The sequence below is a fragment of the Catenovulum sp. 2E275 genome (assembly GCF_025515275.1).
Lineage (GTDB): Bacteria > Pseudomonadota > Gammaproteobacteria > Enterobacterales > Alteromonadaceae > Catenovulum.
Map to the genome: position 1 here is coordinate 12286 of NZ_JAOPFU010000019.1, position 23877 is coordinate 36162.

The 23877-nt window shown below is 37.5% G+C and carries 18 protein-coding genes; 10 read left to right on the plus strand and 8 right to left on the minus strand.

Annotated features, from left to right (window positions below; all coding sequences use genetic code 11):
• Window positions 1-84: 84 nt before the first annotated feature.
• Window positions 85-1281 (plus strand): HD-GYP domain-containing protein, encoded by a 1197-nt coding sequence (locus N7931_RS10560; RefSeq protein ID WP_262793928.1) that lies wholly within the window; start codon window positions 85-87, stop codon window positions 1279-1281.
• Here N7931_RS10560 and N7931_RS10565 read toward each other — a convergent pair.
• Together N7931_RS10565 and N7931_RS10570 are read right to left on the minus strand one after the other, a co-directional pair.
• Entirely contained in the window at window positions 1278-3065 is a 1788-nt protein-coding gene (locus N7931_RS10565) for an ABCB family ABC transporter ATP-binding protein/permease (RefSeq protein WP_262793930.1), read from the minus strand. The two genes, N7931_RS10560 and N7931_RS10565, sit on opposite strands and share 4 nt — an antisense overlap.
• Window positions 3066-3113: 48 nt before the next feature.
• Window positions 3114-5069 (minus strand): monovalent cation:proton antiporter family protein, encoded by a 1956-nt coding sequence (locus tag N7931_RS10570; RefSeq protein ID WP_262793931.1) that lies wholly within the window; start codon window positions 5067-5069, stop codon window positions 3114-3116.
• A gap of 279 nt (window positions 5070-5348) precedes the next feature.
• Between N7931_RS10570 and N7931_RS10575 the strand changes: the two genes are divergently transcribed.
• Together N7931_RS10575 and N7931_RS10580 are read left to right on the plus strand one after the other, a co-directional pair.
• On the plus strand, window positions 5349-6251 hold the full coding sequence (locus tag N7931_RS10575) for a GGDEF domain-containing protein (RefSeq protein ID WP_262793932.1): 903 nt from the start codon (window positions 5349-5351) through the stop codon (window positions 6249-6251).
• Between the two features lie 141 nt (window positions 6252-6392).
• On the plus strand, window positions 6393-6728 hold the full coding sequence (locus tag N7931_RS10580) for a hypothetical protein (RefSeq protein WP_262793934.1): 336 nt from the start codon (window positions 6393-6395) through the stop codon (window positions 6726-6728).
• 61 nt (window positions 6729-6789) lie between these two features.
• Here the strand turns inward: N7931_RS10580 and syd are convergent, their stop codons facing one another.
• Window positions 6790-7335, minus strand: coding sequence for a SecY-interacting protein (gene syd, locus N7931_RS10585; RefSeq protein ID WP_262793936.1), 546 nt, complete (start codon window positions 7333-7335; stop codon window positions 6790-6792).
• A gap of 47 nt (window positions 7336-7382) precedes the next feature.
• Between syd and queF the strand changes: the two genes are divergently transcribed.
• The 6 genes from queF (at window position 7383) to N7931_RS10615 (ending at window position 15095) form a co-directional block, all read left to right on the plus strand.
• Window positions 7383-8231: an NADPH-dependent 7-cyano-7-deazaguanine reductase QueF gene (queF, locus tag N7931_RS10590; RefSeq protein ID WP_262793937.1), complete on the plus strand. Its 849-nt coding sequence runs from the start codon at window positions 7383-7385 to the stop codon at window positions 8229-8231.
• Window positions 8232-8419: 188 nt separating this feature from the next.
• Entirely contained in the window at window positions 8420-9994 is a 1575-nt protein-coding gene (locus N7931_RS10595) for a GGDEF domain-containing protein (RefSeq protein WP_262793938.1), read from the plus strand.
• Between the two features lie 49 nt (window positions 9995-10043).
• Window positions 10044-11402, plus strand: coding sequence for a nucleotide 5'-monophosphate nucleosidase PpnN (ppnN, locus tag N7931_RS10600; RefSeq protein ID WP_262793939.1), 1359 nt, complete (start codon window positions 10044-10046; stop codon window positions 11400-11402).
• A gap of 15 nt (window positions 11403-11417) precedes the next feature.
• Window positions 11418-12122 (plus strand): SDR family oxidoreductase, encoded by a 705-nt coding sequence (locus N7931_RS10605; RefSeq protein WP_316250576.1) that lies wholly within the window; start codon window positions 11418-11420, stop codon window positions 12120-12122.
• Window positions 12123-12236: 114 nt separating this feature from the next.
• Window positions 12237-14078, plus strand: coding sequence for a hypothetical protein (locus tag N7931_RS10610; RefSeq protein WP_262793940.1), 1842 nt, complete (start codon window positions 12237-12239; stop codon window positions 14076-14078).
• 9 nt (window positions 14079-14087) lie between these two features.
• Window positions 14088-15095: an isocitrate dehydrogenase gene (locus N7931_RS10615; protein WP_262793941.1), complete on the plus strand. Its 1008-nt coding sequence runs from the start codon at window positions 14088-14090 to the stop codon at window positions 15093-15095.
• Window positions 15096-15167: 72 nt separating this feature from the next.
• Here N7931_RS10615 and N7931_RS10620 read toward each other — a convergent pair whose 3' ends face one another.
• The 3 genes from N7931_RS10620 to ppc all read right to left on the minus strand — a co-directional run bounded on the left by N7931_RS10620 (window position 15168) and on the right by ppc (window position 20224).
• Window positions 15168-16346: a pectate lyase gene (locus tag N7931_RS10620; protein ID WP_262793942.1), complete on the minus strand. Its 1179-nt coding sequence runs from the start codon at window positions 16344-16346 to the stop codon at window positions 15168-15170.
• Between the two features lie 478 nt (window positions 16347-16824).
• On the minus strand, window positions 16825-17451 hold the full coding sequence (locus tag N7931_RS10625; protein WP_262793943.1) for a hypothetical protein: 627 nt from the start codon (window positions 17449-17451) through the stop codon (window positions 16825-16827).
• A gap of 145 nt (window positions 17452-17596) precedes the next feature.
• Window positions 17597-20224 carry a phosphoenolpyruvate carboxylase gene (gene ppc, locus N7931_RS10630; RefSeq protein ID WP_262793944.1) on the minus strand — a complete coding sequence of 876 codons (2628 nt, stop codon included), beginning with the start codon at window positions 20222-20224 and terminating at the stop codon, window positions 17597-17599.
• A 599-nt stretch (window positions 20225-20823) separates the two neighbouring features.
• On the opposite strand from ppc, the gene N7931_RS10635 reads away from it, so the two are divergent.
• Window positions 20824-21735, plus strand: coding sequence for a DMT family transporter (locus tag N7931_RS10635; RefSeq protein WP_262793945.1), 912 nt, complete (start codon window positions 20824-20826; stop codon window positions 21733-21735).
• Between the two features lie 101 nt (window positions 21736-21836).
• Here the strand turns inward: N7931_RS10635 and N7931_RS10640 are convergent, their stop codons facing one another.
• Both N7931_RS10640 and N7931_RS10645 read right to left on the minus strand, forming a co-directional pair.
• Window positions 21837-22841 (minus strand): YbaY family lipoprotein, encoded by a 1005-nt coding sequence (locus tag N7931_RS10640; RefSeq protein ID WP_262793946.1) that lies wholly within the window; start codon window positions 22839-22841, stop codon window positions 21837-21839.
• Between the two features lie 617 nt (window positions 22842-23458).
• Window positions 23459-23863 (minus strand): VOC family protein, encoded by a 405-nt coding sequence (locus N7931_RS10645; RefSeq protein WP_262793948.1) that lies wholly within the window; start codon window positions 23861-23863, stop codon window positions 23459-23461.
• Window positions 23864-23877: the final 14 nt, after the last annotated feature.

Here is a 23877-nt window from a genome sequence, read left to right on the forward strand (position 1 = left end):
GAATCTTTGTTTTTCTAGTTAAGTTTATATCTAGAGCTGTTGATCAAAATACAAACCGAAACCTCGTTTTTAATGTGAGATAAAATGCTAAAAATCATTCCGATAAAACAACTTGAAGTTGGTATGTATGTAACCGCAGTTACCAAACAACATGGTCAGGTTCTCGTTAAATCACAAGGTTGGATAAAATCCAAAGGACTGATTGATCAGTTAATTAAAAAAGGAATTGATGAAGTACAAATTGATCCAGACAAAACACTTAAAAAGCCTGAAACTGAACCCCAAATAATAGAAGAAAAGCCAGTAGAACAAGAAAAAATTCCATATAAAACAACACCCGTACAACAAGAAATTAAAAGAGCGAATAAGCTTTATCAGCAAGCTAAAACTCTACAATCTAAAATTTTACAGGATATATCTTCAGGTCACAAAATAGACTTAAAGCCAGCTCAAGAGTTAACAAGTCAACTGATTGATTCAATATTTAGAAATCAAGATGCACTTTCTTGCTTAGCTAGAATCCGTGAAAAAGATGCCTATTTAATGGAACATTCTCTTAATGTATCTATTTTAATCTCAATGTTTGCCAAACATTTAAACTTACCTCGACAAACAATAGAGACATTAGCCTTAGCTGCTTTTTTACATGATATAGGCAAAATTCTTATTCCAGATGAAATCCTTCATAAACCTGGAAGGTTAACAGCGGAAGAATTTGACGTGATGAAATCACATGTCATCAAAGGTGTTGATAGTCTAAGTCAAGTTGATGGCATTTCAAGCGATGTAATACAGATAGTTATTCAGCATCATGAAAAACTAGATGGCAGTGGATATCCTAATGGTCTTAAAAATCAGCAAATAGATCAGGCAGGCAGAATGATTGCCATAGTTGATATTTACGATGCAATGACAGCAGAGCGAGTATATAAAAAAGGCATGTCGCCTAGTGCAGCATTAAAAATGATGCTGGGAATGACTCCTAATAGCTTAGATATTGAATTACTTCAGCAGTTTATCCGCTGTATCGGGATCCACCCAGTTGGCTCTTTGGTATTGTTAACCAGTGGAAAACTTGGAATTGTAACAGAGTCTAACCCAGAAAATCCGCTACAGCCTATCATTAAGGTTTTCTACCATACTAAGTATCAACGCCATAGTGAGATTAAAGACATTGATTTATCCAAACCCTATTGCGATGAAAGCATAGAAAAAGCAGTCAAACCGGAAGATTTTAAAATAGATTTACACCGCTTTTTCCGTGAAGTTTTATTAAGTTAATCAATATCCGCCTGTTGTAATTGCCACATTTGAGCATAGTAGCCATTTAATAAAATCAGTTCATTATGGCTGCCTTGCTCAACAATTTCTCCGTTTCGCATCACAATAATTTTATCTGCATCAACAATAGTCGATAACCTGTGTGCGATCACCAAGCTGGTATGACCCTGAGCCACAGTTTTAAATGCTTTTAAAATCGCTTTTTCAGATTCACTGTCTAACGCAGATGTTGCCTCATCAAATACTAAGATAGGTGAACCTTTTAAAATGGCTCTGGCAATAGCAACCCGCTGCTTTTCACCGCCAGATAATTTAAGCCCCCGCTCACCCACTAAGGTTTCTGCCCCGTTTGGTAATTTAGCAATAAATCCGTCTAAATGAGCCATTTTAATTGCCTGCTCTACCTGCTGGTTATTTGCATCCGGCTGACCATAACGAATATTTTCAATTAAGGTATCGTTAAATAACACGGTATCCTGCGGCACAATCGCAATTTGTTTGCGCAAACTCTGCAAACTTAAACTATCTATTGATTGCCCGTCCAATAAAATATCGCCTTGGTTTTGTTGATAAAAACGAAATAACAATTTAACCAAAGTAGATTTACCCGAGCCACTTTCACCGACCACAGCTACTTTCTGTCCGGGTTCAATCTTAAAACTAACCTGTCTTAAGATTGCTCTTTGGGGCTGATAACTAAAATCAACTTGTTTAAATTCTATTTTTCCGGCGCAGGTAGGTAACTCAACAGGATTATTAGGCTCAGTCACCTGAGGCTGGCGGTTCAATAACTCAAACATATGCTCTATATTGGCTAAAGAGCCTTTAATTTCGCGGTAAACAAAACCTAAAAAATTAAGGGGCATAAATAACTGCATCATAAATGCGTTAACCAAAACAAAATCGCCAATGGTCATTTTACCGTTTGCCACATCATATCCAGCCATAATCATCATGGCGGTCATCGCGGCGGCGATCACTAAAGCTTGTCCTGCATTTAAAACAAATAAACTGAGTCGGTTTTTACGTTTTGCAACTTCCCATTCGGCTAATGCCGTGTCATAACGTTGAGCTTCGTAATGCTCGTTATTAAAGTATTTTACGGTTTCATAATTTAATAAACTATCTATCGCGCGGGTGCTTGAAGTGGAATCAGCTTTAGCTGCTTGCCTGACATAAGTGGTGCGCCACTCTGTTGCTAAAATGGAATAACCGATATAAGCACTCACAGCAACAATAATAACCAACGCAAATTGCCAGCCATAATTCACCAAAAATAAGCCGATAACTATGCCAATCTCTAACAAAGTTGGACCAATATTAAAGACTAAAAATCGCATTAAAAAACTAATGCCGTTTGTGCCTCTGTCTATATCTCTGGCGATGCCACCGGTTTGGCGGGATAAATGAAAATCGATATCGAGCGCATGTAAGTGCTGAAAAACCTGTAAACCTAATCTGCGCATGGCTCTTTCTGTCACCCGCCCAAATAAAGTATCGCGAATTTCACCAATGATAGTATTTAAAAACCGTAAACCACCGTAGGCAAATAATAGCGCCAGCGGTACAGCTACTATTTGAGCTTGTGCCTCAGATACATTTAACCCATCCACAATATGTTTTAATACAAAAGGCAAACTAACACCGGCTACTTTTGCCAAAATAAGACAGAACAGCGCTAAACCAACTCTGAACTTAAACTCAAATAAATAGGGTAACATTTGGCGAATAACCTGAAAGTTAAACGCTTTATCCTGAAAGTCATTAAAATGGGATGGTCTCATAGATTTTTATCTGTCTTAAAACTTAATAAGGCGGTTCGCACGCTAAAATCAGCGCCCTTCGAGTAAATAGATTTCTGCTTTTTCAACTTTATGTGGGCTACCCAGTAATACCAGAATATCACCGGCTTTTAACTCAACACTAGGATCTGGATTTATGTAATCTTGTTCGTTTCGCCGAATACTACTTACTTCAACTTGCTCCAGCGGTAAATCTAACTCACTTAACTGATAACCAATAGCAAATGCGCCTTCCACTAAAGTTACAGCATGTAAATATTCTATCTCATCATTACCCGTTTTTGAGCTATCACCCCGAAAAAAACCATGTAAACCATGATAATGATTTTTTCGTTCACGCCTTACTCTGCCAAAAATGCGCTTTACCGGAACACCACTATGAAATAAAACATGAGAAACCAGCATTAAGCTACCCTCTAAAGTTTCAGGAATCACTTCATCTGCACCAGCTTCTGTTAACTCCTGTAAATAATCATCAGCATGTGTGCGCACTAATACTTTGGCTTGCGGTGCATGTTGTTTAACTAAACGAATAATTGAAATGGCTCTGGGTAAATCATCAAATGCAATAATCACTAATTGTGCTTTTTCAATGTTGGTCGATTTTAAAATAGCCAATTTACGGGCATCACCAAATAAGACAGGTTCAGATGCCGCACTGGCCTCTTTCACCCGGGTTGGATCAACATCTAATGCAATAAATGGAATGGACTCCATTTTTAAAAACCGGCTCACCGTTTGCCCAACCCGACCAAATCCACAAATCACCACATGATTTTGTAAATCTTTAATTTGAGGGTTATCAGTCGGTTCAAGTTGAGGGGAATTTTTGCCGCTTAACCAAAACCCTAAATGCTCAGCATGAGCAATCAAAAATGGGGTAATCCCCATGCTAATTACCCCAACGCCAATAATAATTGCAGCCACATCACTGCCTATCAAACTGTGTTCCAATGCTAAAGCCGCAATCACAAAACCAAATTCTCCCACCTGAGATAACATTAATCCGGTAGCCCATGCATCGCTTTTTTTATAATTAAATGACCGGATAATTAACTGAATAATGACGACTTTAATCAACATAACAGCAGCAACCGCTAATAACAGCCAATACCAAATATCCATTAGTGAAAACAGATCAAACTGCATACCAACACTTACAAAAAACAGCCCCATTAATACATCTTTAAAAGGTCTGATATCAGCTTCAAGCTGGTGTTTATATTGGCTTTCGCCTAGCATCATCCCAGCTAAAAACGCCCCTAAAGCCATGGATAAACCAAATAAATGAGTAACCGCCCCGGCTAATAAAGCGACTAAAATCGTTGTTAATACAAAAATTTCGTCTGATTTAGAACGGGCAATTTCATTAAAAAGTTTAGGTAATACCCATTTTCCGGTTGCCATAATCAATACAAATACAACCAAACCTTTTAGCAAAGCAAACCACAAACCAATGCCAATTCCCCCTTCACCAGCTCCGGCAATAATTGGTAATACAATCAGCATAGGGACAACGGCCAGATCCTGAAATAACAAAACCGAAACCGACAACTGCCCTTTATAGGTTTGTAATTTTCCATTTTCACTGAGCTGTTTAATCACAATAGCGGTTGATGACAAAGCAAAAGCACAACTCATCACAAAAGCAGCTTGCCAGCTCATGCCGACTATGTATAACGCAATAAAACCGACTAATAAGGTGACCAATACCTGAGCCAAACCAATTCCAAACACCATATTTCGCATTGCGATTAAACGCGGGAACGAAAACTCTAACCCCAGCGAAAACAATAAAAAAACAATGCCCAACTCAGCAATAAAATTAATTTGGTGAGAGCCAGAGAATAAATCAAAAATAGAGGGGCCAGCTAAAATACCGGCAAATAGGTAAGCCAAAACCGGAGCTAAATTTAAACGCCTGAATAATGCAACAGAGGCAACGGCAATGGCTAATAAAAACAAAACTTCACTAAAAGCGCTCAAAAATCACCTAACCGGAAAAATAAACATAAAACATAGACATAAATTGAGTATAACCCAAGCCCCATAGTCTGCTTATTTATGTCATTTTTCAACAAGCTATCAATGCAAATTCTGTTAACCATGTCAAAAGCTTGACACAGCGACAATAGATTATTCACCCGCACAAAAAAATGAGATTAACGATTTGATATATATACATATTTAAACTTTGGCATAGTTTTGGCTTATTTAGTCTGTGATTTAGTATTTTTATTTAAAAGAAATTATAGAGGCCTAACAGTGGATAATTTTCAACGTTACTTAACACCCGACACTGGTTTTTTAAATCCATTGAAAAATCAAATACTAGCGGGTTTAAACGAAGATTTAATCCCTGATATTTCGCATCTATCTGAACAACTACATGCATCGCTTGATTTAACAAGAGTGCTGCAAACTTTTACCAGGGAAGCGGCAAACTTTGTTCAATTGAGCGGTATGCGATTTCAGTGTGAATCAACTTGTATAGAAACCGAAAACTTTGCTCAAGGCATTTACGAGCATATCACCGAGTTAAGCCACAACCAGCAAACGCTCGGTTATATCACTTATGCAGCATTTCGTGAAATTGGCCCAAAAGAAGCAAAAGTTTTACACCACATGCAAAGCAAACTGGCACAACCGGTTAAACATGCGCTGCATTTTGCCCAGTTGCAACAGCAAGCATTAAAAGACTATTTAACCAAGTTAGGTAACCGAGCCAGTTTTGACGAGCAAATTGAATTAGCGATTGAGCGCTGCGAACGTAACTCAACTGAAATATCATTAGTATTACTCGACTTAGATAATTTTAAATTTGCCAATGATAACTTTGGCCATATTGAAGGCGATAAAGTGCTGCAAGAATTTGCCAGCATTATTAAACAATCGGTTCGTAAAACCGATATTGCTTTTAGATTTGGCGGCGACGAGTTTGCGATTATTCTCGATACCGATAATCCAGATGTCGCCATTCAAGTTGCGAACCGTATTCATACTCTAATGAGTCAGTCAGAAATTATGTTACGCACCTGCGTGAGTAGCTCAATTGGCTATGCCCACTGGGAAAACGGTGAAAGCAGTTTACATTTATTTTCAAGGGCAGATGAAGCGCTCTACCTTGCTAAACACAATCAAAAAGCCAAACAGTTAAAACGCGCTTAGTTTCCTTCGCCGACTTGTTGTCGTGTGCTGGTGCGCTTGATGGTTTGCTGATAGAATTTATCACCAGTTTTGTTTAGCTATGTCTGATAATCAGAGTTAAAACAAAGCTGGGCTTTTTAAATAAATATCGGCTAATAAACAATGAAACAAGAACTCGCACTTCAACAAGTATTCGAAACCATTTGCCAGCTACATTTAGATGACAAACAAGTTTCGGTTGCTAATGTCCGTAACAAAATGATTATTGCAGCGCCACTGCCGTTAATTACCAAAGCAATTGCTGCATTTAAAGCTGATCCACAAACCTATATTGATAGCTATCAAAAAAATATTGAGCCTGCGATAAAGCTGGCAAACGAGCCACCGTCATCTCCGGCAGCCAACGAAAGCCAAAGTTTAACTCAACGAATTGAAGCACTTGAACATCAGGTTTTAGAGTTAACCAAACAAATCGCTAAATTAAGCCAGTTAACTTAGAGACGGTTTATCTTGGAGCGTTGTCCCTGCTGAGTGATAAAATCGCAAAAATAAACAGCCTCTAATTAATCTCAAAGCTAAGCTGGTTGATAAACTCAGCCAAGTTATCAGCCAGTTTTTGTTTGGGTTCACATCCAACCCGTTCAAGCACCACTTCGCCAGTTGCATTCACTACAGAAATTAAATATTCGTCATCATCAGTTGCAGCAACAAACACGGTCAGTGATTGTTTTAGCTTTTGTTTCATCATTAAATGACCTAATAAATTTTCCTGTAAAATTTCAAAGTCTTGCTCGTTCCATACCTGAATTAAACTGAGCTTATCTCCCTGCCAGCTTGACTCAAGCGTTGGTGCAAAAAACTGACAATAAAAAGTTTTAATATCAGGATTAAGCTCAAGACCCAAAGCCTGTTCAATATTATTTAAATCAGCTTCACGTGAGCGAACTTGCGGCTGCCAAAAAATTCGGCTGTCATCATACTTTGTTAATTGACAAGGGCTTTGCCAATCTGGATCATACTCAATAATTCCCTGACCATGCTCACCATTTTGTTGAATGGCACGCTGAAAATAATCAGTTAAAGCAGCAGTTAATTTTTCGGTCATAAAACACACAATTTTTAGTTAAAATTCAGAAACGGTCATTTAGCCTTATGTCGCAGCAGAACTCAAGTGATTTACTAGCCCAGTTAACTTTGGGAAAACAAACTCAATACGCCACTCAATACGATCCTAACTTACTGCAAGCTGTGCCAAGAGCTATGTCCAGAGCCACTTTAGGCGATAATGTGCCTGAACTAACCGGCGTCGATATTTGGACTGGTTATGAAGTTTCATGGCTAGAAGCATCAGGCAAACCCGTGGTTAAAATTGCTGAATTTGAGTTTAATGCACAATCAGATAATTTAATTGAATCTAAGTCATTCAAATTATATTTAAACAGTTTTAACCAAAGCCAGTTTAATAATGACAATCAAGTTGCACAAATAATGCAAAAAGATTTAAGCCAAGTATCTGGCTACGAAGTTAAAGTTAAGCTATTTAGTCTGGCCGATTATACCGCAAAAGGGATTTCTGAATTACCGGGTGAATTAATTGACGATTTGCCAGTAACAATCAGCGATTATGAATATTCAGCGGATAAACTCAAACCAGCAGAAAACTCAACGATTGTAACCGAAACGCTAAATTCGCATTTATTAAAATCGAATTGTTTAGTCACCAATCAACCGGATTGGGGTAGTGTTTGTATTAGTTATACTGGTCCTAAAATTGACCACGCCAGTTTATTAACTTATATCATTGGTTTTAGAAATCACAACGAATTTCACGAACATTGTGTTGAGCGAATTTATACCGACATTAACGAAAAGTTTAAACCTCAGTCGTTATTGGTTTATGCAAGATACACCCGCCGTGGTGGTTTAGACATTAATCCGGTTAGAGTTTCTGATACACAATTATTATCTGGTTTAAGCTGGCACAGACTAGCGAGGCAATAATAAAGTATAATGAAAACAAGTTGAATAAATAAGACAATACTGTCACAAAGTATTATACTCAAGTATTTTAAAACTATAGAAAATTTTTTAATAACTAAATAAAGTTAAGCTATAGTTAGATTGATTTCTGTTAGTGTCAATTACAAAGTTGTATTACCTGCTCTTATGTTTTGTTAGGAATAAAATAAGTGTCTGATGAAAAAATTGAATTATTAAAAAAGAAACTATTAATCTCAATCCAAGCTCGACAAAGCTTGGAAAAAAGCTATGAAAAGCAATTCAATACACTCACATCCTTTATAGTAAAATTGACTAACACAGCAAAAGGGATAGATGTAGAGCTTGATAATAGGTTGGGGAAATTAAGAACTTTTTTAAATCAAAATACTAATATAACTAAAATTGACCCACTATTAAATGAACTGAATCAGCTCTTAAACCAACACACTAGTAAACATGCTCAACAACTCTTACAAGCTCAAGAAACATTACTCAAATCAGCTAAAACGCTACAAAAATTTAAACATTTGCCTGATGAATTTCGAAGAAAACTCAGAACATTAATTAAAGACATAGAGCAGCCTCAAACCAGTATAATCCACTTATTACCTATCTTAACGCGCTTAGTTGAAAGTTATCAGAGCTTTTCAGTACTTCAAAATAAAGAGCAAGAAGAACCAGATGGTGACGTATTCACGGCAGAACAAAATCAAGTTTTAAATGGCCTACGCCAGCAAGTTGCAGCCGAATTAGTCAATATATTAAGCAATATTGCATTTTCTGGTGAACAAGCAGAAAAAATAGATCAAGTAAGACATACACTATCGCAGGATGTGACTACAGAAACCTTAGTAAGCTCTTGTGTTGAAGTCATTCGGTTAGTGGTTAGTAGTATTACCGAAGAACGCCAATCTGCACAAAGCTTCCTTTTTAGCTTAAACGATGCGTTAAATTCTGTTCATCATGCAGTAGCTACTTCAATCAACGGCTCAAAAGCAATTAATGAATCAAAACAGAAGCTAAATGAGCAATTAAAGAATAACCTTGTAGGTATGTCTGAAGAGGTAAGTAAAGCGACTTCACTAGATTCATTAAAACAACAAATTAACTTAAGAATCAAAGATATTGTAGATGCATTAAACCAAAAAGAGTCATTAGAATCCGAAGAGCACCAGCTATTAATAGATAGTTTATCGGAAATGGAATCTAGATTAAAAGATTTAGAAGTTGAAGCTGAAGAATATAAAAAGAAACTCTCTGAGCAAAGATTTAAGTCTTTACAGGATATGCTGACCAAATTACCCAACCGGGCATCGTTAGATGAACGGATGGAATTAGAATATCGCCGCTGGATGCGTTACAGTCATGACTTATGTGTTGTGGTTGCAGATATAGATCATTTTAAATCAATTAACGATAAATTTGGCCATTCAGTTGGCGATAGGGTCTTACAAATAGTAGCGGCTACTTTGCAAAAAGGCTTAAGAGAAACAGATTATATTGCCCGTTATGGCGGTGAAGAGTTTGTTTTGATTTTCCCTGAATCTAAACTTAAAGAAATAGAAAGTAAATTAAATCATTTACGTGAAGCGATTAGTAATATTCCATTTAAGTTTAAAAATGCTGATTTAAAAGTCACTATCTCTATGGGGGCAACCCAATTTAAAGCAATTGACCAGCCACAGAGTGCTTTTGATCGTGCTGATCAAGCTTTATATCAAGCAAAATCATCTGGGCGCAATAAAGTAATAATAACCAGGTAACTCTTTTTTCTTTACCTTTCCCCTCTTCTACTGAGCAAATGAGGTGTTTATGATCGTAGAAATTAACCCTATTGGGACAATGGATTTATTATCTCAGCTTGAGGTAGACAAATTAAAACAATCTTCAACTAGTGAACTATATCGTCTATACCGAAACTGCTCGCTGGCGGTCTTAAATGTAGGTAGCCACACTGATAATAGCGACGAAATATATGAGCAATTTAAAGATTTTGATATCAATTTAATCCCACGTGAGCGCGGAGTAAAAATTCAATTAATTAATCCACCAAGCCATGCGTTTGTTGATGGCGAATTAATTACCGGGATTAAAGAACTGTTATTTGATGTATTACGCGATATTTTATTTACCGGTATTCGATTAAAAGACTTAAGTAAAATAGATTTAGAACACCCGACTCATATCACTCACTATGTATTTGATATTTTAAGAAATGCTGGCGCATTACAAGCTCATAAAGATCCAAATATGATTGTATGTTGGGGCGGTCACTCAATTAAAGAGCATGAATACCAATATACTAAAGATGTTGGTTATCAACTTGGCTTACGTGGCCTTAATATTTGTACTGGCTGTGGTCCTGGCGCAATGAAAGGACCAATGAAAGGGGCCACAATTGCGCATTTAAAACAGCGTATCTCAAGCGGTCGCTATTTAGGTTTAACCGAGCCTTCAATTATTGCGGCTGAGCCACCAAATCCAATTGTTAACGAATTAGTGATTTTGCCGGATATTGAAAAACGTTTGGAAGCCTTTTTACGAGTTGCCCACGGCATCGTCATTTTTCCGGGTGGTGTTGGTACAGCTGAGGAGCTGCTTTACATTTTAGGCATTATGCTGAATCAAGCGAATAAATCACAATGTTTACCAATTGTATTAACTGGCCCGAAAGAAAGTGCTGATTATTTTGTTGAAATAGACCAGTTTGTAAAAGCAACTCTTGGTCAGGAAGCGGCAGATTTATATACCATTATTGTGGATGATCCAGCGGCTGTTGCCAGACACATGAAAGACAATATGGCCAACGTGAGAGCGCACCGCCGTGAAACTGGTGATGCTTATCATTTTAACTGGTCACTCAAAATTGAGCCGGATTTTCAACAACCATTTGCGCCAACCCATAATAATGTAGCTGAATTAAATTTAAATCTGGCTCAGGATAAAGCCCTGCTAGCAGCCAATTTACGCCGTACTTTTTCAGCCATCGTTGCCGGCAATGTAAAAGAAGAAGGCATTCGCGAAATTAAGCAACATGGGCCTTTCACCATTAATGGTGAACCACAATTAATGACCATGATTGATAATTTATTAAAAGCTTTTGTTGAGCAAGGCAGAATGAAGTTACCGGGCACAACATATAAACCTTGTTATCAAATAGAGCAAAAATAACAGGCGATAGGAATTATGATGCAAAAAACCGTTTTTATTACCGGTGCTAACCGGGGGATTGGACTTGAGTTTGTTAAACAATACCATGATGCGGGTTATCAGGTAATTGCGACCACCCGTAACCCACTTGAGCAAGATGATTTAAAAATATTAAGTCAGGCCCATAAAAACATTAAAGTCTTGTCTTTAGATATAACAGATGACAAGCAAATTGCCGGTGTTAAAGCGATGCTGGCGAATCAACCCATTGACGTATTAATTGCCAATGCCGGTTATTATGGTCCTAAAGACGAGCGAGCTCAATTTGGTCAGGTGGATTCAACCGAGTGGTTAAAAACGTTAGAGGTTAACACCATTGCGCCGTTAAAATTAGTTGAAGCGCTCTACCCTAACTTAACTTTAGGTAAAGAGAAAAAAGTCGCTATTTTAAGTAGTAAAATGGGCAGCATGGCGGATAATAGCTCAGGTGGTAGTTATATTTACCGCTCGTCAAAAGCGGCGTTAAATGCGGTGGTAAAAAGTTTATCAGTTGATTTATCTGGCGATCATATCAAAGTGGTTTCGCTCCATCCGGGTTGGGTAAAAACGGCAATGGGCGGTGTAAACGCACTAATTGATACCCAAACCTCGGTAGCCGGTATGAAACAAGTAATTGATAAACTGACAGCTAAAACATCTGGTCAGTTTATTGCGTTTGATGGCAAAAAAATTCCTTGGTAGTATCGATACCCGTATATCTCAAGTAACGATTAACTTAAACAAAAAAACAAATAAAATAAGTGGCAATTAAAGTTTGCCACTTATATAAACAGCCATTTTCAAGTTGAATCTTCTATGCTTGCCAACCAAATCGATGCCGCATTAAATTTAGTTAAAGATTTTCAAGCATTACATCAAAGCAGAATTGAACAACAAATTGATTCAGCTCAATTAATTGACCGCATTATAGAGCAAGCTCGCCAATGGCTTAAACTTTATCAGCAAGCACCGCAGTCACTCTGTGCATTATATTTTTTAACGGATGATTTAACCTTAATCGAACAAAGGTATTTAAAAACTAACTTGCTGCTATTAAGTTTAATTGAGTCGCTTCATTTGACTCAAACGCAGGCAATTAATTTACTTTGTGCCAGCGCGCTCAGAGATATAGCCATTTTTAACAGCTTAAATAAAACAAAAACTGAGCTTCGCGATTTATTAAACGACAAACAATTTAAAGCCAAGTTATATAAAAGCTGCCAGCATTCAGCCAAACAAGCCGAGCTGATAGTTAATGCACAGCCTCAGGTTTATTTGGCTAATTTAAATCAGTTAATTGCTTATCAATATGAGTTTACTAATGGCTCAGGGCTTTACCGCAAAATATTAGCTCAGGTTAACCAACAGCAATTTTGCGCCAGCCAATTATTTAGTTTTTGCTGCCATTTAGTGAATTTAGATATTTTGTATCCGCAGTTAGTTAACTGGCAGCTTCAACTTAAATTTATCGCCAGAAATCAATTTCATAAAATCGACAGCTATTTACTTAATTTGCTGTATCAGCAGTGGGGGCAATTTCCGGCAGGCAGTTTGGTAAGTTACCAACAGCAGGCTTGTAGAGTGTTTTATCTTGCTCCGGCCAATGATGATTTTGCGATTATTTACCAGAATAATCAGCTCATCAAATGTCCGCTAGCTAAATTATCAGCCTTAGACCAAACATTTGAAACTGAAGGTGTGTTAACTATACGGCAAGCTTATAAAACTCAACTACTACCCCATTTGGATGAACTTAATATTAAATTAAGCTCAGCCAAACTGGTTCAGTTTAGTTTAAATATTGATCCGCAATCACGGCTGTTAAATCAACACTTTAAACAAAATGACGAACCGTTGGATTATTTAGCCAAAGCTTTGCAAATACAAACCAACCGGTTCAACCAAGCTTTTAGTGAGTCATTTAAACAAACCACTACTCAAAATTTAATTGAATATGCTTATTCATTAAATTTACCGGCGGAACGTGCTGCAAATTCAAGTTTATCGGTTAATCAGGCCAGTATGTATTTAGGCAGTGATGCGCTACAGTTTTGGCTACCACACCATGTTTTAAAATCTCCGCTGCTTAATTTAAAACATCAGTTTAGTGAGCCGTTAAAACAATATTTATTTTTAGCACAAAATATGTCGGCGCAACTAGCCAAATATTCAGATTCAGTGCATCCTGAGCAAGCTAAGTTATTGCTCTGTTGTTTATTTTATCCGTATTTTTATCATCCAAAAATAACGATTTATGCTAACCAAGATTTGCAGTTAGCAACCCACATCCACCAACTACTCAAGTTAAATAAAACACAAACTCATTTGTCAGTTGAGCTAGCTCGCAACTGCGGATTAAGTTTTACTGAAATAAATGCGCTCGCTGCTACCACACAGCAAAGTAAAAATCATTATACAGAAACTGAAAAAAGCCTAATTAGCAGCTTAAAATTAAGCATTTTAGCCATAGGTTTAATCTTTAAAACACCGCAAATCTTTACACTTGATCAGCTTGCCGAGCAAGCCAATCCTGTTTATGATGAAACCCTTCAAAGTTTAGCATGCTTAAATTTGGACTGGGATAGCTTTTGCCAACTGGTTCAACACAGTGTAGAAGAACATCATTATTTTTGTCCTCTCACCAGCAAACTCAATTAAGAGGGTTCTATGGCCAATAAAACAATTACCGTGATTCCGGGCGACGGAATCGGCCCCAGTATTATAGATTCAGCAATCCAAGTTTTAGAGAAATTAAATTGCGGATTTGAATTTGAATATGTCGATGCAGGTTTAGCGGCAATGGAAAAAACAGGTGACTTATTGCCTGCCAGCACACTTGAATCTATCGCCAAAAATAAAATTGTCTTAAAAGGACCTTTAACCACACCGGTTGGCGAAGGTTTTACCTCAATAAATGTTACCTTACGCAAACGGTTTGCGTTATATGCAAATTTACGCCCAGTGATTTCGTTCAAAGGTACTCGCGCCCGTTACGATAATATCGATATTATTACAATTCGTGAAAATACACAGGGCATGTATTCGGGTTTAGGCCAAACAATTTCAGCCGATGGCGAAACGGCTGAAGCGACCAGCCAAATCACTCAACAAGGTGCAAAAGCAATTGTGAGTTTTGCGTTTGATTTAGCCAAGCGCGAAGGTCGCAAAAAAGTGACCATAGTGCATAAAGCCAATATTTTAAAATCAACATCCGGTTTATTTTTAAAAGTGGCTAAAGAAGTTGCATTGCAATATCCAGAAATTGAATGTAACGACATGATAGTGGACAACACTTGTATGCAATTGGTTATGGATCCTGAACAGTTTGATGTCATTGTTACCACCAACTTATTTGGCGATATTATTTCAGACTTATGTGCCGGTTTAATTGGTGGTTTAGGCATGGCTCCTGGTGCCAATATCGGTCAGGATTGTGCTATTTTTGAAGCGGTTCATGGCAGCGCACCGGATATTGCCGGTAAAAATTTGGCGAATCCCACCTCAGTATTATTAGCGGCTGTTCAAATGCTTGAATATTTATCGATGAAAGACAAAGCCGACAAACTTAGATACGCGATTAAAGATGCCATTGCCAAAGGCGACCGGACAACACGTGATTTAGGTGGCGAGTCAGGTACAACTGAGTTTACCCAAGCTATTCTAGAGCGATTATAAGACTGATTTATAGCGCTAAAACAAAAAATCAGTATCCATACAAAAAGGATACTGATTTTATCAAATTAACGGTTATAAACCACTCACATCAGAAGTTGAAACATCACAACTTGCGGTGTTCCAAGCCTGACCATATTTAGTCGATGAACTACCGCTTTGCACGCCTTGATACTCTTCACAAACAGGTGGATTACCTGATGAATAATTTTTAATTCGCAAGTTACGAATGGTTGCTTTATCACCATAATTACGGTTAACGCCGGCAATTGAGCCAATATCTGCATCAATATTGACATCATAAATAATGGCATTACGCGGACCACCATTATTTGAGCAGTTACCACATGAACGCCATAATTTACCGTGTGTACCATACGCAGTAAAACCACCAGAAATAATCGTTGTGCTGTTTTTAGAGTTATGCTGGAAGATTTTATCTGGATTACCGCCATAACCAGAAGTTGAGTTATAAGCTGAGCCACCGACAATCGTCATAGTGCCACCTTCTGACTTATTGGTTGCCGCATCTTCACAAATATCATTCCAAGTTACATCCGCTAACGTACAGTTACCGCCAGTACAATGAATCCCGTCAGCACCACCAGATGATGATAACTTAACATTACGAATTGATGAGTTATTTAACGTTAATACAGCGCCCTGACTTTCATCATCGCCAGAACAACTTAAACCAATTGTTTTACCACCACAATCAACAAATTTATTGGTAATAGTTGCACCCGCATAACATTCACTTGAGCTGCCTACTTTTTGGAAAGTCCATAATTGGCCAGCCCCGCCCCAATAAGAGTATAACCGAGCATCTGCACCGGCAAACATGCTAACACCCCAAACATCAATTGCTTTATTGCTGTATTTAGAGATCACAGAATAATAATTACTACCTCGATCATCTATATACCAGCGCTGATTATCACCACCTTCATACGGCCACTGTCTAAGCTCTGCACCATCACCTGTATTCCATTCCCATACATCTAATGACTGACCACTATGTACTGCCCGAATAGAATAAGTACCATCACCTAACGCGGTGACATCAAATTGTTGATTACTATAACCCAGCGTAAACCAAGTCATGACGTTAGCACCGCCAGTGGTACTAAAACTATCCACATCCAATGCATTACCATTTAATTTAGAAACAATAACATAGCGTCCGCTTGAAAGCGCAGCTAAGCTACTGGCACTAAACAACATAATGCACAGTCCTAATATTATTTTTTTCATACTTGAGTCCTTAATTTGTTTAGGATTAATTATTTTCCTAAGTTATTAATAAAACTAAGATTAATTGAAATACCAATATTTACCCCATTTGCTACAACCAAATGCCACCGGTAGCAATAAATAATAAAGCATCTCAACACTTAGTTAGTTTTAGTAATGTAAATAAAAAGAATTAACATTACTAAATTAAAATAATACTATAGGATTTTAACAATTAAAATACAAATATGTAAAATAAATCACACTTTTGAATAATTTATTAGACTTATCGAAGTCAAAAATTAGTAATCAAAAATAAACTAAAAATAAAAACTTTGATTAATGCTCGTATCGTTTCTATAAGGTTCTAAGCGGTTGAGATCACATTGTAGTTCAGGCTTCTGCTCGTTTTATGTCTATCACTTTGAACGCCATAAATGGCGAACGACAGAGAATTAACCATGCAAAACTTGTTAAACCAATATATTGACTGGGTGATTTATTGAGAGGAATTTAATAAATGGGCAAGATTATCAAAACTTTGCCACATACTGCGTAACATCACTTTATCCGTCAGCATATTTGGAATATCCCCGTTTAATCGGGTAATCGATGTATAAACAATGGTGACAGCGCCTTGTTTTGAGTCATTTATAACCTGCCAGTGCGAATAAGGCACACTCACAATCGTTTCAGTTAATAATTCAGGATAAAGCGCTTGCGCATCCTTTGAGTTAATCTCAAACCCATTTGGAGTAAATTCAAACTCTGAGGTTAAAATCATTTGTCTTTTGCTCAGTGGCCACACTGAGTCAAAATTAAATAAGGTGGTGATTTTAGTTACGCCGTGGTGATCAACTGTTTTAATTTCTTTAATTAATACCATCCAATTTTTGATTTTTTGTGGCTCCGAGATCCAACTTAAAATGGTTTCTGGAGTGTGTTGAAACGCGGTAACCTGCGCTGTTATTGCCAATGCATTTTGTGATTTAGCTTGTTGATAGCTGACTGTAACTAACTCAGTCTGTCGCCAAACCTGCCAATTATCCGGGTTAAATAATTGCTCATCGGCAATGGTCTTAAAACTGAGTGTAAAAGATAAAACCAGCAATAAAGCTTTAAACACAATGGTTATCCGAATTTAGGTCATGGTGAAATTGGGAAATAGTATAACTAAGATAGCTAAAAACGATAGTTAAAAACCAAAATGCCTGTCAGCATAAACTGACAGGCATTTTAAAATTTAACTTAACTAGCAGTTAACCGCGTGATTAACCTGTATTACGTAAACCTGTTGCAACACCGGCAATACTCACCATTAACGCACGTTCAAGATGATATTCCAGTTCGTCACTTTCAACTGCACGCGCACGATTTAACAGTTCAACCTGTAATAAATGTAACGGCTCTAAATAGAAAGCTCGGATTTGCATTGACTCTTTGCTGGCTGCATCATTTTGCATTACTTCGTTTTGATCCAACAATTTAAGTAATAAATCATTACTTGCTGCTAGTTCTTCACGTAAGTTTTGCCCAAAATATTTCAGCTCTTGTGGTACTAAAGTTTCATCATATAAAGCTGCAATATGCTGATCAGCTTTCATAAATACCATTTCAAGCATAGATAAACGTGAAGCAAAGAAAGGCCATTGAGATTTCATTTCTTTCATCACAGGTAAATGGCCATTATCAATAGCTGATTGGAATGCGCGCATAACACCTAACCAAGATGGCAATACCAATCGGTTTTGTGCCCATGCAAAAATCCAAGGAATAGCACGTAAACTTTCAACGCCACCATTTGGTTTACGTTTAGAAGGACGGCTACCTAATGGTAATTTAGATAATTCTAACTCTGGTGTTGCACTACGGAAATAAGCAACAAAGTTTGGATCGTCACGCACCACTGAACGATAGTTATCACGGGCTTTAGCAGCCATTTCTGTCATCACTTCGCGCCACTCATTTTGTGGTGCCGGAGGCGGTAACATTAAGGCTTCTAAAATTGCACTGGCATATAAACCAAAACTACGTTGTGCTAAAGGCTCAGTACCAAATTTGTAACGGATAGTTTCGCCTTGTTCTGTTACCCGTAAACCACCTAAACAAGATCCCGGCGGTTGCGATAAAATAGCGCCATGAGCTGGTAAACCACCACGCCCAATTGTACCACCACGTCCGTGGAATAAAGTAAGGGTAACATTGTATTCATTAGCTAGATTAACTAAAGCTTCTTGCGACTGGTATTGTGCCCAACCTGCAGCTAATGCACCGGCATCTTTAGCAGAGTCTGAATAACCAATCATTACATACTGGTGGCTTTGAATAAATCCACGATACCAGTCAATGCTCAATAACTGAGTCATGCTGTCGTGCGCATTATTTAAGTCATCTAATGTTTCAAATAATGGTGCAACTGGCATTGGCCATTTAATACCGCTTTCTTGCAATAATAAATGCACTTCTAATACGTCAGATGGCGAACGTGCCATAGAAATAATATAAATCCCTAACGCATCTTCACTTTGCTGAGCAATTACATTACAGGTTTTAAGCACTTCTTCTACTTCGGCTGAAGGTTGCCAATGCCTTGGAATAAGCGGACGTTTTGAACTAAGTTCACGTAATAAAAACGCTTGTTTGTCTTGCTCTGACCAGTTTGAATAATCACCTAAGCCTAAATGGCGGGTAATTTCACTAAATACCTGATCATGTCGGTCTGAATCCTGACGGATATCCAATTTTAATAAGTGGATACCAAAACAATATGCACGGCGAATTGTATCGGCTAATAACCCATTAGCAATGCCCGCCATACCCATTTCAACTAATGACTTATAACAAACTTCAAGCGGCTGAGTTAATTCAACTTGTTTGTTAATCCAGTTAGCCTGATTAACCGACTCACCATTTAAGTAAGCATCAATTCCTTCGGTTGTCGCAACTAGTTTATTTTTTAATTCAGCTAACGCTGCGCGATACGGTTCACGCTGATCTTCACCAACATAATCAAATAATGCTTTTGAACCATCAGCCATTGATAATTCAACATATAAAGTGCTGATGTCATTTAAAAATAAGTTAGCAGCACGTTGGCGAGCTAATAATAAAACTTTTTCTGTAACTTCTGAGGTTACAAACGGGTTACCGTCTCTATCACCACCCATCCACGAGGCAAAACGTACTAAGTTTGATTCAAGCGGTAACTCAATCCCAAATTTAGCCTGTAATTTTTCGCCTAAACCACGAATAAAGTTAGGAACAGCCTGCCATAATGAGTTTTCAATTACTGAGAATCCCCACTGAGCTTCATCAACCGGTGTTGGGCGAGCTGCGCGAATTTCATCTGTATGCCAAGCCTGACTGATTAATTCAGCAATACGGGCTTCAACCTGAGCTCGTTTTTTGTCTGATAATCCATCGATATGTAAATCAGATAAACACTCAGCTAATCGAGCATATTTATAAATTAAAGTACGGCGGGTTACTTCTGTTGGGTGGGCAGTTAAAACTAGCTCAATATCCAACACTTTAATCGCTTCTTCCAGCGACATTTGAGTTTTATCTACATTTTCAAGTTTGGCAAAAAACTCAGCGACCGGATCTTTTTCGCTGAATGCAGCGACGGTATGCTCTTGCTCAGCCAAGTTAGCTAAATTCAAAAATTGAGAAAATGCACGACCAACCGTTAATAAATCTTTATCATCCATTTGTTTGAATAAAGATTGCAATGACTCAGTACAACCAGTATCACCTAAAGCCGATTTTTTGCCTTGTTTACGAATGGTTTCAATTCGCTCTAGCCATTCATCACCTAAGTGCTGTTGAATAATTTGGCCTAATTCGCTACCTAAATAACGAACTGTTTCCAATAAAGAATCATCGATTCCCTTTTGCATAACAAACCTCTTTATAAAGTTGATTTACCGGTGTTCATACCTAAACCACTTCAAATCACGCATTGAGCGAGAAGTAACTTAGCTATAACCTGTGCCGATGTTGTTTTTTAATAACCATTATCTAACGCAATAGCGTTAAACATCAATGACAAAACTATAATTTACTATCATCTGTTTATCAGGCTATCAAATCAAGTTAACTAAAACTAGCATATTGGTAAGACCAAATCACCACACAAAACCAATTTTTGTATTAATTTCGCAAAAAAACGGCTTAAACGAACAAAAAACAAACAATTAAGCTTAAAAAATAAAATATAAAAACGCCTTGACCAAAGCTATAAAAAATCACAAACTAAATCCGAACCGTTTTTAAGAGCTAACTGGTAAGCAATATAACAATGCAAACTTTATTGATTAATGTAAAACCTCGTAATGTGATTTGGAATGTGCGTAATGCGCGCATGCCAAGATATTGCTGTGGTTAAATCAAACTCTTAAAACGATTAAAGCCGCAGCCAAAAACACTGCGGCTTTTTTGTTTTTACCGCAGTATTTTTGGCTAAAAAATCCAAGTATCGGAGATTAAGGAAGCCAAAATGCAATTCAATCCAAAAATAAGCAGTGCTTATACCGCTGTTGTATTAATTTGGTCCACTACCCCACTCGCTATTGTTTGGAGCAGCGCCAGCATGCATCCTATTTTAGCTGTGGCTATTCGTATGTTAATTGCGTTAATTATCGGCTTTGTATTGATTCGTCTATTACGCATTCCTATGCCGTTTAATAAAATCAGCCTTCGCCTTTATAGCTACTCTGCCATTGGGGTGTTTGGTGGTATGGCGTTTAGCTATTTGGCTACTTGGTATATAAAATCTGGACTAATTTCTCTTATTTTTGGATTAGCGCCGATTTTATCTGGCTTAGCAGGGCAAAAAATACTAAGCGAAAAACCTTTCAGCGCCATTCGCTGGTTGGCATTAATAATTTGTTTGGTTGGGCTGGGAATTATTTTTAAAGATGCCTTAACAACAGATAATCATACATGGCTTGGCATTGTCTGCGTATTAATCGCAGTCAGTTTGTTTAGCATTAGCGGCGTTATGGTCAAAACCGTGATTATCAGCATTCACCCAATGGCGACTACGATTGGTGCGTTGTTATTATCTGTCCCGTTATTTTTTGTATTATGGTTAATAATGGGTGCACAAATTGATATTAACCAGTGGCAAGCAAAATCACTTTACGCAATTATCTATTTGGGAATTTTTGGGTCTTTAGTTGGTTTTATTTGTTATTACTATGTATTACAAAAACTAAATGCCTCAAGCGTTGCACTGGTTACTTTAATTACGCCGGTTGTTGCCTTAATTTTAGGTAACCAGCTTAATAACGAGCCAATTTCGGTGTATTTAATGTTAGGTGCTATCGCAATTTTAGCCGGACTCAGCCTATATTTATGGGGTGATAAACTGCTAAGACTCAGCCAAATTAACACTAAGCCTTTGTGATCTTAGCGATATACCCAAAATAACCACTGACATCTTAACCCGTCAGTGGTTATTTATTGATTAGATTTTTGCTTTCTATTATTAGCTTTACACTGTTATAACTATTGAGCAATTAAGCTATTGCCTTGTCCATCATCTAAAATCAAAGTACCGTTTTCAATTTTAAACCGATTAACTTCCCCTAATATGGTTAAAAACCGGGATTCTTGCTCAGCGAGTTCGGCTGAAAGACAGGCTCTTTTGGTAACCGCAATCGTCGATAAATGAACTTCTGGGGCTGTGGCTTGATAATCAGCAGTATATTGATTACAACCAGCACTGCCATAAATTTTCTGCTCAGAAAAATTTACGGTGACTTTAGTATTTTCCATAATATTCATATTATTAATTTGCGCAACATACCACTGCGAGTTAGACAACTTATTGTTTGCCTGGGCATCATCTACCAACTGGCAGCTTTCTTTAGTGCCATCTACCACTAACATAGCGCCATCGCCTTTAAGCCAAAAATCAATTTTTGGCATACCTTGTTGCTCTAACTGGTATTTTTCGCCAGATGCAGCAACCACTCGATTTAGTTGATAAGGTGTCTGGTTTAAAACCAACTCAAGTTGATTATTTAATTGGCTTACTTTAATTAAATGCTCACCGCACTGATAATTTAAAACTACCGGATTACCTGTATTAGATTGCTCGGGTGCTCGCACCTTAACTAATCTCAATAATCCTAAATCCTGTTCAGTGACTCGAGTATCTATTGGATAAACTGTATCTGTTGTCCACAGTAATTTACCCTCATTGCTTTTTATTACTGCTCTCACTGAATAAATGCCGTTTACCCTAATTTGTTTACTGGCAAAATTTAATTCAAACGCAACTGGAACTTGCTGCTGTTTTAAATCAATTTTTTGCTCAGCGATTAACTCAGCTTTTTTATCAGCGATAGATACATCGTATAAACTAATAATTGCATGACTGTTTGGTGTTAAAGCAATGCGCTCCAAATAACCAATTTTACCGGTTACGCTGGCTTGCGGTTCACTTTGCTGACAAGCTGCTGTTAAGGTAATCAGCAAGCCCAACAAAAACACGTTAAAAGTTCTCATTACTTCACTCCTTATGAAAAAACTATTTAACCTCAACTCGGGTTAAGGTGTAATTCTAACCAATTGAGTTAATTAACTTTATAGCTCTAGTGGTTTCTAGCGAGCATTTTTTTGCGCGGTCAAGGCAAATTTACGCGTCAGTTAGCCTCGGCTTCAGTTCCAACATCGCTCTACCTACCCCATCTATGGGGTCATATTGTAAGTGAATCGCAGTCCCCGTGAAAAAGGCCGTTTGAAACCTATTCATCAAACCGCGTCATTAAACCGAGCTGGGGTTATATATTTTATGCTAATTCAATTAATTTTGAATGCGAGTTTTTCAATGTGCTTTTGACCACTAGCGCACATTAAATAAAAGTATTTAACCTAGAGCATGTTAGTGTTTAATGTGCCAATTTGGATTTTAGCTAAATGCTATTTAATCGAGGCCCAGCTTTTAAGACTCAATAGAGTAAGTTCAAAGGAGACAATAAAAGAGTAATAGCATTAAGAACGAACCCAAATGCTATTCGGCATTATTCAGAAAAATAAGGATGGAAGACAGAAAAGTCGCTTTGTAAGGCAATTTTATTTACCTATATTTCCTATCAACATTAAAGACATACTAATTTCTTAATTTACGCCTGTGGTTTCAGCTCAACTGTATTGCCTTGCGGATCTGTTAAGTACACAGATAAACCAAATCCTTGAGCACCATAACGGTTAACTGGTTCTGAGAAATTAAGGTTCTGCTGGTTTAAATAATCGCAAATATCATCGATTGAATTTGCTTCAACTTGCAGGCAAAAGTGATCTAAATTAGGACTGGATAGATCCGGAGGGTTATCTGCCAATTTGCCCAGTTTGCTGTCATAGTCAACAATATCGATTAATGTATTACCCGCTCTTAATTGTGTTAACCCAAGCTCTGGCTCGGTTTCACGCTCAATATGACAACCAAGCTGCTGACAATAAAAATAAAGCATTTCATCGAGCTTGGTAGTACGCAATACAATATGATCTAAACCTGCAATTTTAAACATGACTTTCCCTCCGG